At 59.3% G+C, this 13,104-nt stretch carries 12 protein-coding genes; 4 read left to right on the top strand and 8 right to left on the bottom strand.

The window, feature by feature from the left end; translation table 11 throughout:
• Positions 1-102 precede the first annotated feature (102 nt).
• From CLM72_RS24255 to CLM72_RS24245, 3 genes are all read right to left on the bottom strand, one after another.
• Positions 103-402 (bottom strand): chorismate mutase, encoded by a 300-nt coding sequence (locus CLM72_RS24255; protein WP_105228563.1) that lies wholly within the window; start codon positions 400-402, stop codon positions 103-105.
• Between the two features lie 177 nt (positions 403-579).
• Positions 580-2,433 carry a DUF4105 domain-containing protein gene (locus CLM72_RS24250; RefSeq protein ID WP_105228561.1) on the bottom strand — a complete coding sequence of 618 codons (1,854 nt, stop codon included), beginning with the start codon at positions 2,431-2,433 and terminating at the stop codon, positions 580-582.
• Between the two features lie 92 nt (positions 2,434-2,525).
• Positions 2,526-3,014: a DUF3015 domain-containing protein gene (locus tag CLM72_RS24245; RefSeq protein WP_003194274.1), complete on the bottom strand. Its 489-nt coding sequence runs from the start codon at positions 3,012-3,014 to the stop codon at positions 2,526-2,528.
• 264 nt (positions 3,015-3,278) lie between these two features.
• Between CLM72_RS24245 and CLM72_RS24240 the strand changes: the two genes are divergently transcribed.
• Entirely contained in the window at positions 3,279-5,717 is a 2,439-nt protein-coding gene (locus CLM72_RS24240) for a Lon protease family protein (protein WP_014719999.1), read from the top strand.
• A gap of 311 nt (positions 5,718-6,028) precedes the next feature.
• Positions 6,029-6,346 carry a hypothetical protein gene (locus CLM72_RS24235; protein WP_105228559.1) on the top strand — a complete coding sequence of 106 codons (318 nt, stop codon included), beginning with the start codon at positions 6,029-6,031 and terminating at the stop codon, positions 6,344-6,346.
• Positions 6,347-6,352: 6 nt separating this feature from the next.
• Here the strand turns inward: CLM72_RS24235 and CLM72_RS24230 are convergent, their stop codons facing one another.
• Positions 6,353-8,176, bottom strand: a complete 1,824-nt coding sequence (locus tag CLM72_RS24230) for a hypothetical protein (protein WP_105228557.1) — start codon at positions 8,174-8,176, stop codon at positions 6,353-6,355.
• A gap of 163 nt (positions 8,177-8,339) precedes the next feature.
• Here CLM72_RS24230 and CLM72_RS24225 point away from each other — a divergent pair, with 163 nt between their 5' ends.
• Positions 8,340-8,828, top strand: a complete 489-nt coding sequence (locus CLM72_RS24225; protein WP_005791582.1) for a TIGR00645 family protein — start codon at positions 8,340-8,342, stop codon at positions 8,826-8,828.
• A 15-nt stretch (positions 8,829-8,843) separates the two neighbouring features.
• Here CLM72_RS24225 and CLM72_RS24220 read toward each other — a convergent pair whose 3' ends face one another.
• The 4 genes from CLM72_RS24220 to CLM72_RS24205 all read right to left on the bottom strand — a co-directional run bounded on the left by CLM72_RS24220 (position 8,844) and on the right by CLM72_RS24205 (position 12,745).
• A complete protein-coding gene (locus tag CLM72_RS24220; protein WP_105228555.1) occupies positions 8,844-10,277 on the bottom strand; it encodes a glycosyltransferase family 39 protein in 1,434 nt (477 codons plus the stop codon).
• A gap of 116 nt (positions 10,278-10,393) precedes the next feature.
• Positions 10,394-11,419 (bottom strand): hypothetical protein, encoded by a 1,026-nt coding sequence (locus CLM72_RS24215; protein WP_105228553.1) that lies wholly within the window; start codon positions 11,417-11,419, stop codon positions 10,394-10,396.
• Between the two features lie 106 nt (positions 11,420-11,525).
• Positions 11,526-11,780: a DUF6124 family protein gene (locus tag CLM72_RS24210; protein WP_094774590.1), complete on the bottom strand. Its 255-nt coding sequence runs from the start codon at positions 11,778-11,780 to the stop codon at positions 11,526-11,528.
• Positions 11,781-12,148: 368 nt separating this feature from the next.
• Complete coding sequence (locus CLM72_RS24205) at positions 12,149-12,745, bottom strand: NYN domain-containing protein (protein WP_256595228.1); 597 nt, start codon at positions 12,743-12,745, stop codon at positions 12,149-12,151.
• On the opposite strand from CLM72_RS24205, the gene CLM72_RS29400 reads away from it, so the two are divergent.
• A complete protein-coding gene (locus tag CLM72_RS29400) occupies positions 12,728-13,078 on the top strand; it encodes a hypothetical protein (RefSeq protein WP_232914537.1) in 351 nt (116 codons plus the stop codon). The genes CLM72_RS24205 and CLM72_RS29400 overlap by 18 nt on opposite strands.
• Positions 13,079-13,104: the final 26 nt, after the last annotated feature.

Genomic DNA, 13,104 nt, shown 5'->3' with positions numbered 1-13,104 from the left:
GCAGGTAAAAAGCTCAGAAAATAGCTAAAATTTTCTACTTGTTTTTCAAAGGGTTAATGAGAGGCTTGGAACTTCCATGCAGGCAAAGAAATTTGATTAATTTCAGCCTGATGTTCCGAGCGCGGCATGCTCAGCCAATTCCTGTTGAATAAATGCAGCAATCATCGCGCGATACACCTGTTCAGTGACCTCCGGGTTGGCGTTCACTACCTCGGATAACGCCCGCACCTTTGCGACTACTTGTTCAACCCGTTGCGGTGCCTTCACATCATCGGTGTCTTTTTTGAAGCGCGCAGCTTGGGAGACGAAGTGGCCGCGCTCGGCCAGCAATGTGACGATCTGTTGGTCGAGGCGGTCGATGTTTTCGCGGACTTCTTCAAGGGTGGTGCAGGCGACAGTCATGTCGAGGGAACTCCTGATTTGGTGGGAGGGGGCGATGCGGTAGGGCTGACTATACGCCGATCAAATGTGAGAGCGGGCTTGCTCGCAAATGCGCATTGTCAGTCACTGATTTTCTGTCTGACGCACCGCATTCGCGAGCAAGCCCGCTCCCACATTTTGATCGTTGTAAGGCTTGAGTCAGTAGTGGTACCACTTCAGCTCAAGCATCACTTCATTCACTGGCGTGGACAGGTGGCTGTATTCACGCTGGGCACTCAGGCGCAGGCCCAGGTTACGCGACAGTTCCCACTGCTGGTTGAGGCTGATGCTGCGCCGCACTTCGCCGTTGGTGAAGAAATCACCCTTGGCTTCCAGGCTCAGGTTGCCCAACGGGTTTTTCCACAGCACGCCGGTGTTGAAGCCAGCGGCCGGGGAGATGGCTTCGCTGAAGTCGTTGTTGTGCTCCACGCGCACGGTGCCGAGGGCGAAGCCGAGCATGTCGTCGGAGAGTTGCCAGGTGCCACCGGCGCCGCCGTTGACGTGGGCCACCAGGGTTTCGTCGTCGTGTTTGCCCGGTACGCGTTCCAGGCCGCCGGTGACTTGCCACGACCAGGGTTGCAGCAGCGCATTGCGCGGCGTCAGCGAGCGGATGGTGGCCAGGTCCAGTTGCTGGAGCTGCCAGTGATTGCCTTCGTACTGGCGCAGTTTCATTTGCAGGATTTCGATCTGCGCGCCCAGGGGGAAGCCTTCGGCGTTGTCGTTGAGGTCGTGGTAGGCCATGCGCAGGCCGTATTCGCCGAAGGCTTTGTCGCCGCGGGTGCCGATGCCGGCCTGCCAGGTGCGCGATTCATGGCCGTTTTCCGGCAGGCCAGGCGGGGTGATCTTCAGGTCTGGCGCCGGGTTCTGGTTGATCGCGCGCAGCAGTTCGAAGCTGCGCTGGGAGCGTGTCGCATCGCGCTCCAGGCCATTGGCGCGGTAGCGGCCCAGGCGGTAAGCGGCGTCCACGATGAGTGCCTGGCGCTCGCGGGGCAGTGCTTTGAATGCCGGTTCCTGCAGTTGCTTTTGGTCGTCGCTGATTTTCAGCACCCACTGTTGCTCATCGCTATCGAGTGGCTTGGCGCGTTCCAGCAGTTCGCGTTCACGGGAGGGGCGATAGTCGATCTTTTCGACCAGACCTGCGTCCTTTACCGCCTTGACGGTATCGGTAGGGATCGCGGTGAGCGGGAACTGTTCGGTCAGGCGCAGGCCGGGGCGGGCCACTTGCAGCAGTTCCAGCAGGCGGTAGGAGCAGTTTTCGTCGAAGAAGAAGTAATCGAACTGGATCTGCTTGAGCTCCCACACGTGCTCGACCATACGCTTGGTCTCGACCTCGGTGAGGTTCAGGCGGTATTCCCACAAATCGCGGTTTTCGAGGCTGCGGTATTCGGAGAGTTTCTCCTGATAGGGCACCAGGGCGAACAGGCCCGGATAACCGCCCATCAAGCCCTTCCAGGCATAGAGGATGCTGTTGTCGGAGCCTTCGATATAGGCGCCGAAGTTGATCGCATAGCTGAGCAGCGCGGTGTTGTTGCTTTGCACGTCAGCCTGGTCGATACGCAGCAGGGTGTGACCGAACATCGACGACGGGCTGTTGAGGTAGGCCGCCGGGAAGATCATCACTGCGCTATGGGGCGCGACATCCTTGAACCACTGGGTGAACTCTTTGCATTCCAGAGCGGGCAGGTCGTTCAGTTGCAACTGCGCCTTGAGCCAGCGGGTGCGTGCGGGGTAAACGCACTGGGCGTGCTTTTCACCCAGGCTGGCCGGTGCATACAGCGCATCAACGGTGGCCTTGAGTTCCGCGTCCGGATGGTGTGCGCCATCGGGAGCGATGAAGAATTTCCTGTCGCTTACATAGCTGCGCCAGCCATTGATTTTGCCGGCTTCGTAGTGCCCCAGCGACAGCCAGAATGGATCATTGGCCAGTTGCTGCAAACGTTGATCGTCGAGGTGCGGTGCCGCATGCAGCGGGGCGCAGGCGAAGAGAGCCAGGCAAGCGAGGCGTTTGAGCATGGGGGCTACTTAAGTCGGACGGAAAAAAAGACCCAAGGTGGGCGGGTCGAAAAAATAAAACCCGCGCCTCGAAAGGCGCGGGCAGGTCGAGCTTAAGCCTGGGTTGCGTATTTCGCCAGACGGGCATCGCTTTTCAGTACAGCAATGGTGTTGTTGTGCACGTCGTCAGCGGTCACGTCAGCCTTGCTGAAGATCTGCTGGAAGTGCTCGTGGGTCACGGCCGCGAAGTGGTCGCGATCTTCCGGGGCAACACCCAGTACCACGGCATAGGTGGTCAGCGCTTCGCCGTTGCCTTTGGCCATGTCTTCGGACAGCTCATTCATCATGCCATTCATGGCAATCCAGGACTTGCCGCCGTAGGTCAGGGCGCTGTTGGTGCTGCAACCGTTGGTGCCCGAGGTCATGCCGAAGGTGGCGTTACCCGAAGTACCGTTGGTGGTGGAGGCGAGGAAGTGGGCCGGAGTACCGCGCTGGCCTTCGAACAACATGTTGCCCCAACCGCAGTTCGGGCCACCTGGTGCTTCTGCCATTGCATTGAGGGAGACGACGGTGAAGAGAGTACCAAGAAGGATCCGTTTCATAGCTTTGTTCTCTTTGTGTGCAAACCAATGGACAAGGGTTCAGGTGCTCAACGCACCCTAGGGGCCAGTTATTAGTCCAACCCGCGCAGTTTGGAGTTTAGGCACGTTCCCAGGGTTCCGTGTTTTTTTATAAACATTCAGTGGCGGGCGATTTTTTTGTAGGAGGCGTGCGGTGGCTATGCTTTCCCGAAAGCGCGCCTTGCCAGAGCGCTCAACCGGGAGCCAGAATGCGCCCATCTGCCCCGCCTGATGTAAGGAAGCCCGATGCCTGATCCTGTTGCTGCCAGCTTGCGTCTAGCGCCCGAAGCGCTGACTCGCCCTTTCTCCGCTGAACAGTTCAGCTTCTCGACCACCAATGATTTGGAGCCCTTTCGCGGTGTGCTTGGCCAGGAACGTGCGGTTGAAGCCTTGCAGTTCGGCGTGGCCATGCCACGCCCCGGTTACAACGTGTTTGTGATGGGCGAGCCGGGCACCGGCCGCTTTTCGTTCGTCAAACGCTACCTGAAAGCCGAAGGCAAGCGCCTGCAAACCCCGGCGGACTGGGTTTATGTGAATAATTTCGATGAGCCCCGCGAGCCTCGCGCCCTGGAATTACCGGGTGGCGCCGCCGCGGCGTTTATTGCCGATATCAACGGCCTGGTCGACAACCTGGTCGCCACCTTCCCGGCGGTGTTCGAACACCCGACTTATCAACAGCGTAAAAGCGCCATCGACCGGGCGTTCAACCAGCGCTACGACAAGGCGCTGGACGTGATCGAGCGCCTGGCCCTGGAAAAAGACGTGGCGCTGTACCGCGACAGCTCCAACATCGCCTTTACGCCGATGCTCGACGGCAAGGCGCTGGACGAAGCGGAGTTTTCGCAACTGCCGGAGGCCGATCGCGAGCGCTTCCACACCGATATCTCCGAGCTGGAAGAACGCCTCAACGAAGAGCTGGCCAGCCTGCCGCAGTGGAAGCGCGAGTCCAACAACCAACTGCGCCAGTTCAACGAAGAAACCATCACCCTGGCCCTGCAGCCTTTGCTGGCGCCATTGTCGGAAAAATACGCAGAAAATGCGGGCGTCTGTGGCTACCTGCAGGCCATGCAGGTGTACCTGCTCAAAACCGTGGTGGAGCAATTGGTGGACGACGCCAAGACCGACGCCCAGGCGCGCAAGCTGCTCGAGGAGCAATACTGCCCGAGCCTGGTAGTGGGCCACTCGGTCAACGGTGGCGCGCCGGTGGTGTTTGAACCGCACCCGACCTACGACAACCTGTTCGGCCGTATCGAATACAGCACCGACCAGGGCGCGCTCTACACCACCTATCGCCAGTTGCGTCCCGGCGCGTTGCACCGCGCCAACGGCGGTTTTCTGATCCTGGAAGCCGAAAAAATGCTCAGCGAGCCGTTTGTGTGGGATGCGCTCAAACGCTCCCTGCAATCGCGCAAGCTGAAGATGGAATCGCCCTTGGGCGAACTCGGCCGCCTGGCCACCGTGACCCTCAACCCGCAGATGATTCCCTTGCAGGTCAAGGTGATCATCATCGGCTCGCGCCAGTTGTATTACGCGCTGCAAGACGCCGATCCGGATTTCCAGGAGATGTTCCGCGTATTGGTGGACTTCGACGAAGACATCCCCATGGTCGACGAAAGCCTGGAGCAGTTCGCCCAGCTGCTCAAAACCCGTACTTCGGAAGAAGGCATGGCGCCGCTGACCTCGGATGCGGTGGCGCGCCTGGCGACTTACAGCGCGCGTCTGGCCGAACATCAGGGGCGTTTGTCGGCGCGTATTGGTGATTTGTTCCAGCTGGTCAGCGAGGCGGATTTCATTCGCCATCTGGCGGGCGACGAGATGACCGATGCCGGGCATATCGAGCGCGCCCTCAAGGCCAAGGCCACGCGTACCGGCCGCGTGTCGGCGCGGATTCTCGACGACATGCTCGCCGGCGTCATCCTTATCGACACCGCTGGCGCCGCTGTGGGCAAGTGCAACGGCTTGACGGTGCTGGAGGTCGGCGACTCGGCATTCGGCGTGCCGGCGCGGATTTCCGCCACGGTGTACCCGGGCGGCAGCGGTATTGTCGACATCGAGCGCGAAGTTAACCTCGGCCAGCCGATTCACTCCAAGGGCGTGATGATCCTTACCGGTTACCTGGGCAGCCGTTATGCCCAGGAATTCCCGTTGGCGATTTCTGCGAGTATCGCCCTGGAGCAGTCCTACGGTTATGTGGACGGCGACAGCGCGTCCCTGGGCGAGGCATGCACCTTGATCTCGGCCTTGTCGAAGACGCCACTCAAGCAGTGCTTTGCGATCACCGGCTCGATCAACCAGTTTGGTGAAGTGCAAGCGGTGGGCGGGGTCAACGAGAAGATCGAAGGCTTCTTCCGTCTTTGCGAAGCCCGCGGGCTGACCGGTGAGCAGGGTGCGATCATCCCTCAGGCCAACGTGGCCACGCTGATGCTCGACGAGAAGGTGTTGCAGGCCGTGCGTGCCGGGCAGTTCCACATCTATGCAGTGCGCCAGGCGGATGAGGCCTTGAGCCTGCTGGTGGGCGAGGATGCCGGTGAGCCGGACGCCGAGGGGCAATTCCCGGAAGGCACCGTGAATGCGCGGGTGGTGGAGCGCTTGCGGGCGATTGCCGAGATGATCAGTGAGGAGGATTTGAAGGAGGCGGAAAAGGAGCTGGCGCAGCAGGCGTTGGCCGAAGCCAAGCCAACCTGATTGCTGTCATCACTCGGTCAAGGTGGGAGCTGGCTTGCCTGCGATAGCGGTGTATCAGCCAACTGGGAGGTTGGCTATGAGTCCGTCATCGCAGGCAAGCCAGCTCCCACAGTGATCTATGGTGTATTTGGGATGTTTAGCGTGCCACAAAATTGACTCTCGCCTGGGACCAACGCCCGTTGGTCCCTACAACCTTGGTTTGTCGCGTTTTTATTCTATTCTCAGAGTCAGGGATATCCACAGGAGTCGCAGGATAGAAACAGCCTCGCCTTGCGCTGGGGCTGAACACCGATCTACCGAGGGGCGCCGCCATGTCGCGCAACCTTTGCCTTGCTCGCCAGTGCCTGGGCCTGGTCACCCGTATCGAATGCTCCATTCGCCCTCTTGCCGGGGATAACGGAATGTGGACGCTATTGTTTGCCGCCGGCATGTCGGGCGAGCAGCCTTCCACCGTCAAATCCCAGGGCCCGTTCCATGGGCCCTTCGTGGCAGAACGCATGCTGGGCACCATCGTTGATAGCCTGACCTTGCACGGCTACGAGCAAATGGACGAGCCGCAGATATGGTGCCTGCACCTGCAGGCTCATCTGCGCCAACTCAATGGCGGCCAGGAGCGGCTGGCCCTATAGCGTCGGCTATTTGCTCTCAGGCTTGTCCAGCTTGACCTCAAAGCCGTATTGCACGGTGCTGAGGTCGGTGCGCTGGTAACTTTCCAGCGTGGTCGGCTGGCCGTAGAAGTAATGCACGTCAAACATCGCCGTGCCGTATTCCTCGGCGCGGTGGCTGACACCGAGAATCTCCTTGAGGTAATTGCCGCTGGCATCCTTGGCGTAGAAGCGCCAGCTGTCGGCGGGGAAGTCCTTCTGGTCGACGATCAGCGTGTTGTCCTTGAGCGACAGGCCCTTGGGCAGCTTGGCTGCGTCAATCGTGGCTTTCTCGATGGTGGCCAAAAACAACGGTACCGAGCCCACCACATACGCCGGGGTTTCCGGGAACAGGTTGAGGTCGTAGGTGAGCGTGCCGCTTACTGCGTTCAGCTCGAACGCTTCGGTCGGCAACTCGATAGGCTCGCCGCGCTCGCCCTTGTCATCGGCGGTGAAAAAGGTGATAGGCGCGTCACTGTTGTTGCGCTCGGCACCGACCAGGTCGTCATTGAAGGTGAACGGGTGGTCGAACACGATTTTTGCGGCGCTGGCGTCTTCGGTCGATTGGCTGATGGTGACGCTGTTTTTCAGTTGGTCCTCCGTCATCGAGGCATCTTTGAGCCAACTGGCGGCGCCGTCGTCATACACCGTGACCGGCATTGGCAGGGGCTGTACGGTGTTTTGCAGGCTGTTCCTGTCAAAGCGCATCACCGGCAGGTCCAGGTCTTTACGGGTGAGCGTGGCCTTGGAGAAATCCAGCACATTCACCTGCAGGTTATCGATCAGCCCGTTGAAATACACCTTGGCGTAATGGCTGGTCTGCTTGCGCTCGAAGGCTTTTTGCGCGTCGGTGAGCTGTTTATCGAAGGCATCGGACCACGCGGTCTGTTTTTGCATCTCGGCCAGTTGTTTCTCATAGAACGCCACTTGCGCGGCACTCTCGTTGATCGAGCCTGAGCGGGTCAGAAATTGCCCGGTGCTGTCCCGTGCCTGCACCAGCAGCGGGTTGGGTGACGCGTCGCCGACTTCGGCGGCCAAGGGCTGGCTGTTGGTCAGTTCGATCTCGGCGTAGTTCTTTTCCAGCGTCAGCAGATTGAGGGTGATGTTGCCGTCGGTGCGTTTATGGCCCACGTCTTGTTTGGTCAGGTCGAACGTCAGCACCTTGCCCGGGGTGATCACCTCCACCGCGCCCTTGAGGCTGATGGGTTGTGGCTGGCTCTTGTTTTCCGTCTCGATCCCTTCAATAAACGGGTAGGTCACCGTCAGGTCGTCGGGGTTGGTCAAGTTGGAGCTGCTGGGGCTCAGCTGGATGCCGGGGTCGGTTTCTGACCATTCCGGCTGGAAGGGAATGACTTTGTTGTTGCTCAGGGTGACCGACTGCCATTCCAGGCCATGGGGGAAGGGGAACTGGTCCGGCGCGTTGAAGTTGAACGGGAAGACCGGCTGCAAATCCGTCAGGTAGTCGGAGTGTGAGGTTTTGCGCAGCACGAACAGGCCATTGATGTAGGTGTCCACCAGCGCTTGGGGCGTAGGGTAATGCTTGAGCAGGGCCAGGCTGTCTTCGCCGTATTCGGCTTCGATGGGCTTGCTGGCGAGCTTGACGCGCGCACGTTCCAGCAACAGCAGCGAGCCGCCCAGGTCCGCAATGGCATCGCGCAGCTTGGGGTCCTGGATGGTGTCCAGGGACTGTTCGAACTTCGTGGTTTTCTCTTCGAGGGTCGCCTGCTTCTGCTCTTCTTTGGGGGAGCAGCCGCTGGCCATCAGCAACGCCGCGCACAGGCCGAGAGTGGCCAAAGGGGATCGCACATCCATCATCTGAAGTTTTCCTGTCCGACATCATCGAGCCGAGTGAATGGCCTCGACACTAGCAGAAAAATTCTCTTACAGATGCCACTTGGGTCAGTTTTCTCGCGGTGACAGGGGCCGGGTGGCGGCTGGTATACTCGGCGCCATTTTTAGCCAAGCTGTGTGAGATTCAATGGAACGCTTTATCGAAAATACGATGTACGCCTCGCGTTGGCTGCTGGCGCCGATCTACCTGGGGCTGTCCCTGGGCTTGCTGATCCTGGCGCTGAAGTTCTTCCAGGAAATCATTCACGTGATTCCCAACATCTTCACCATGTTGGAAGCCGAAGTGATCCTGCTGCTGCTGTCGTTGATCGACATGGCCCTGGTCGGCGGCTTGCTGGTGATGGTGATGATTTCCGGCTACGAGAACTTCGTTTCGCAGCTGGATATCGATGAAAACAAGGAAAAGCTCAACTGGCTGGGCACCATGGACTCTTCGTCGCTGAAGATGAAAGTGGCGGCCTCCATCGTGGCGATTTCCTCCATCCACCTGCTGCGTATCTTTATGGACGCCAAGAACGTCGATCCACAGCACCTGATGTGGTACGTGATCATCCACATGACGTTCGTGGTGTCGGCGTTCGCCATGGGCTACCTGGACAAACTCACCAAGCACTGATGCCCCGCGCCAGCCTTACTGCTCGACAAAGTAGTAAGGCTGGCGGTTGATCGCCATTTGCTTGATCACCGTGACCGGCTCTTTCAGCCGGTCAGTGTGGTCCGTCAGCGCAACGTTGCCGGGCTTGTCGGCAAGGAAGGCGCGCAGTTCGGCTTCGGTGTTCAGGATCGGCAAGTAGGCCTGCAGGTAGAACACGCTGGCGCCGTCGATGCGCTCGTTGGGTTGGTACATCGCCACCGTCCTGCCTTCGTCTTGTAGGGTCTGGATCTGGCTGATCACCGGCACGAATGAATGGCGCACATCGGCTTTGGGTGCAAACCAGAACGCTGCGCTCAGGTAGCAGGCGATGGCCAGGGCGAAAACCCCACCGATAATGAGCCGATGAAAACGGTACAGCCCCGGCTTATGGTCCTTGGCCCACTCCAGCAACACCCGCGCATACTCGGCAGCCAGTACCGCGGCAGCTGGCGTCAGCGCCATCAAGTACACCGTGCGTTTGCTGGAAGCCAGGGTCAACAGGGTGAACTGCGCCACCAGCCACACACTGAAAAACAACCGATAGCGGTTGCGCACCAGGCTTTTGCGGAAGTGCCACAGGCCCAAGTACACCAGGATGTTCCAGGGCAGGAAGGCCTCGGGCAGTTTCGCGAGGTAATAGTAGAAAGGTTCGTAATGCCCGGCCTCGACGAACGAACCACTGAAGCGCCCGACGCTGTTGGTCCATAACACCTCACGCACCGCCTGCATCCCACCGCGCTGAAACAGAAACCCCAGCCAGATCAGCAACGGCACCAAGGCCAACAAGGTGAACAGCGCCGGCTTGAGCCAATCGCTCAGCCGCAGGCGCTTATCCATCAGGCTGGTGCTGAGCAGGTACACAAAAATCACAATGCCCGGCATCGCCAGGCCCAACACGCCCTTGCTCAACGTAGCGATGACCATCCCGGCGGTAAACAACGCCCAGGCCCAGGTACTCGAACCTTCACGCTCGGGCCGTACCGCCTGGTAAAACCCCAGCAGGGCAGCGGTGACACCGAGGCTGAGCAACGAATCCTCACCCACACCCCGCACATTGCCCCAGTAACTGGCCATGGTCGCCAGGATCAGCGCAGCGCTGAACGCCAACGTCTGCGGCCGCCCAAACCGCCGCAGCATCCCGTACAGCAGCATCACACTGAACAACCCGGCAAACGCCGACGCCAGGCGCACCGCCCCGGTGCTGGCGCCAAACAGGCGAATCGCCCCGGCGTCCAGCCACAGGCTCAGGGGTGGTTTTTCCAGAAAGGGTTCACGAAACAGGCGCGGCACCACCCAGTCATTGTCCAGGTGCATCGCCATGGCGATCCCGGACACCCGCGCCTCGGTAGAACCTTGCAACTCGTGGTTGCCGAGGGCGAAGAAGAACAACAGAGCAGCAAGCAAGAGCAGCAGGGGAGCGGGACGCGTCATGGAATCTGGCTACCGGGGCATGAGACCGATCGGGCGACCGGTCATGGGTAGTCAGGGAGTATACGAGCGCGATTCTTAACCTTTGGTGAACGGCCGTGGGGTTTTTCTCCGGCGCGTCAAGGCAGTTTCAAGCTGGGCACCGCCGCTTTGCCTTGTGCGGTCAGCACCGGCTCCAACTGCTCCCAGGTGAAGGCCAGGTCGTTGTCGCAACCGTCACCATTGGCCGGTGTCGAGAGTTGCAGGCCCTGGGTGTTGAAGCTGAGGTGAAAGTTGGAGTAATCGGTGATCGCCGGGCAGCCCTCGTCGGCAGTTGTCTGCTTGGCCAGCCAGGTGCTGAAGGCGGCCGGCAGCTTCAAATGGCCGGAATAGGCGTCATACCATTGCTGATGGCCGCCGAGCCAGGTCCATGGGTCCACACTCTCGCCGGTTTGCAGGTTCCAGGAGTGCAGGCCCCAACTGATGCCCATGGCGCCTTGGCCTGCGGCCCAGCGGTAGAACCGCACGGTGAGAAATTGCGATGACCAATAGGCGGGCTCAACCTCGATCTCACTGGTATAGACCGAGCCGTTTCGACCCAGGTATTCACGCCGCTCATAAAAATAGTCGGTTAGATCTTCGTCATTGACGGCCAACGCGGCGAGTTGCTGGTTGATCTTCTGTACCGCTAGGCCGTCACCCTCCAGCTTGAGCGTGACGCGGGGGCCTTGGGTCTTGAGCTGGTAGGGATGGTTGTGGAAAGTCTTCTTCTCAGTCTTGATCGGCAACGGCGCGGCTTCCATGGGCGCGTTGTAGGCGTCGCTGCCGCAGCCGTCCGTGCCAATGCGGCGCAACGCCAGTGGCAGCGGCGTGCCGCCATCGGTTTTGCTCCAGGCACCAGAAAGGGTATCGCCCTGAGGTTTTTGCAGGGCCCAGAAACCGGTGTTTTCTTCTTCCACCCAAGGCGCGTTGTCGTTGGCCTGGGTCAGCTGAATCGGGGTACGGATGCGCTGGTAGTAATAACTGCCATGCTCCCCGTCAGCGCCGTTGAAACAGACGGTGATAGCGGACTTGCCCAAGGTGCCTTGCCAGACCCCGTCCAGCTCGGCAGCGGTGGCGAATGAAGGGATGAAGGCGAGGGCGATGACGGCGAAAGGCTTGAGCACGGGTATCTGACTTCCGATTGTCTGATAAAGGCCGTCAGGGTAATGGGAAGTATGAGGGGACGCCAGCGGGCGAGATGCGGTGAGGCAGCTCGCCCGTTTGCGTGTTTTAGGGCTGTGGCGGATGGGTAGTGAATGGTTGGGTGTTCAGGACGCGTTCTACCAGTAGCTCACCCAGAACGATCAATTGTTGGGCGGCCAGCAACTTATGGCGGTGCGCGCCTTCAAGTTCGAAGGCTAGGTCGGTGGTCATCGCGTTGAGAGAGGCGAGGGTTTCGCTGGCTTGGATTAGCAGGGTTTCGGGGTGGATGTTTTCGGCGAGGGTGAAGAGGGTGGTTGGGGGATTGGGGGTGATCTTTTTCATGGCTGAAACTCCTTGATTGATGGAGTCGCCAGACATCGCTGCTAAACGAAAAGGGTGGCGACCGTACGCGGGTTAGCAGACCAGGAATCAAGGAACCCGGCGCACCCGAAAGTGCCCCACGCACAGCCGCCATGACACGAACCAGCGGATGCAGAAAGCATCGCTCGAACGGATGGTGGCTTTGCAGGCCTTGATATTAACCGAGCTGCTAAACCCGGTCGCTGATTTTGCAGCGACAGGGGAAGGCTAGGCTTGTTGGTTGGAGTGCGCTAGTTCATCAACAGCGCGGTATCTTGCGGGAAAATTCCGAAGCCTGGCCCTGTACCGCTTCTAGACGAGCGACACAATGGAAGCCGTGAAGTTTGAGCTCAGTCCCTGGCTTCCAGGCATGGCTTTTTAACGTGCACCCCTGGATCAGCTTCCAGGTTACCCGCAATTGCGATTTCAGGGGCCTCATCACGTTGGTGTCGCATATCTGGTCGTATAGCCCACCACTCCGGACTCTTAATGACATCGGCGCCGGTGATATCCCTGATCATCTTCACAATGTCGAAGGATCGAAGTCCATCTACGTGTTCGCTAAGACTGCTGGTCGTATTGGCCCACATGGGATCTAGAACGAAGTCGATCCCTTTCATCCGGGCCAGCTTTGCTGCTGGTACGAAATCAGCGTCGCCGGCCACCAGAACAATGACGTCAACCAGTCGGTCCATGGCCAGGGTCGTGATATCCATGCCCAGTTTGGTATCTACGCTTTTTTGCTCCACGTTGTAGTGAAAGTCTGCATTGGTGAGCTCGCTCCAAGCCTTGTGGCCATTGAGCAAAGCTTTGAGTGAGTGGGAGTTGAGCCGCCATTCTCCACTTTTGGCTAGCTCGCCGAGCCTGAGCGCTGTTTTCCTGCTGCACCTGAGATTGTCATGAAGGGCACGTCGTAACTGGTAGGGCGGATGGGTATTGAAATTCAAATGTCCTGGCGTTTTGTGGCCTGGTGGTATGAGTGGGAGACGTACCTGATTGGAGGGCGGCGGACAGTCGTAGTAATAGACTCGGTAGAGTTCCCGGCGGGCGGATCGCTCGTCCTCAATGTGAAGCCTGACCAGCTTCCTGATGATCTGCGCCAAATGTTCCGCGTTCGGCAGCAGGCTGTCTCGGAAGTACTTTCGCCTGAAGAACAGCACGCGCTGAAAGAAAAACCACCATCTATGAGAACGGCTGCTCGTTTCACTCACTTTTCTCCGGGCAAAAAAAAGCTCAGGACTGCTGGGCAGGTTCTAACAATTGCCTGCGCGCTGTACTGAGCTGGTAGATAGTTTTGTTCAGTCGC

The sequence above is a fragment of the Pseudomonas sp. MYb193 genome (genome assembly GCF_002966775.1).
Taxonomy (GTDB): domain Bacteria; phylum Pseudomonadota; class Gammaproteobacteria; order Pseudomonadales; family Pseudomonadaceae; genus Aquipseudomonas; species Aquipseudomonas paracarnis.
This window is presented reverse-complemented; position numbering and strand designations above follow the sequence as displayed.

Bases quoted from the DNA above. Each gene is read 5' to 3' on its own strand.
- CLM72_RS24255 (WP_105228563.1), bottom strand. From the start codon at position 402: ATGACTGTCGCCTGCACCACCCTTGAAGAAGTCCGCGAAAACATCGAC.
- CLM72_RS24250 (WP_105228561.1), bottom strand. From the start codon at position 2,433: ATGCTCAAACGCCTCGCTTGCCTGGCTCTCTTCGCCTGCGCCCCGCTG.
- CLM72_RS24245 (WP_003194274.1), bottom strand. From the start codon at position 3,014: ATGAAACGGATCCTTCTTGGTACTCTCTTCACCGTCGTCTCCCTCAAT.
- CLM72_RS24240 (WP_014719999.1), top strand. From the start codon at position 3,279: ATGCCTGATCCTGTTGCTGCCAGCTTGCGTCTAGCGCCCGAAGCGCTG.
- CLM72_RS24235 (WP_105228559.1), top strand. From the start codon at position 6,029: ATGTCGCGCAACCTTTGCCTTGCTCGCCAGTGCCTGGGCCTGGTCACC.
- CLM72_RS24230 (WP_105228557.1), bottom strand. From the start codon at position 8,176: ATGATGGATGTGCGATCCCCTTTGGCCACTCTCGGCCTGTGCGCGGCG.
- CLM72_RS24225 (WP_005791582.1), top strand. From the start codon at position 8,340: ATGGAACGCTTTATCGAAAATACGATGTACGCCTCGCGTTGGCTGCTG.
- CLM72_RS24220 (WP_105228555.1), bottom strand. From the start codon at position 10,277: ATGACGCGTCCCGCTCCCCTGCTGCTCTTGCTTGCTGCTCTGTTGTTC.
- CLM72_RS24210 (WP_094774590.1), bottom strand. From the start codon at position 11,780: ATGAAAAAGATCACCCCCAATCCCCCAACCACCCTCTTCACCCTCGCC.
- CLM72_RS29400 (WP_232914537.1), top strand. From the start codon at position 12,728: ATGGGTATTGAAATTCAAATGTCCTGGCGTTTTGTGGCCTGGTGGTAT.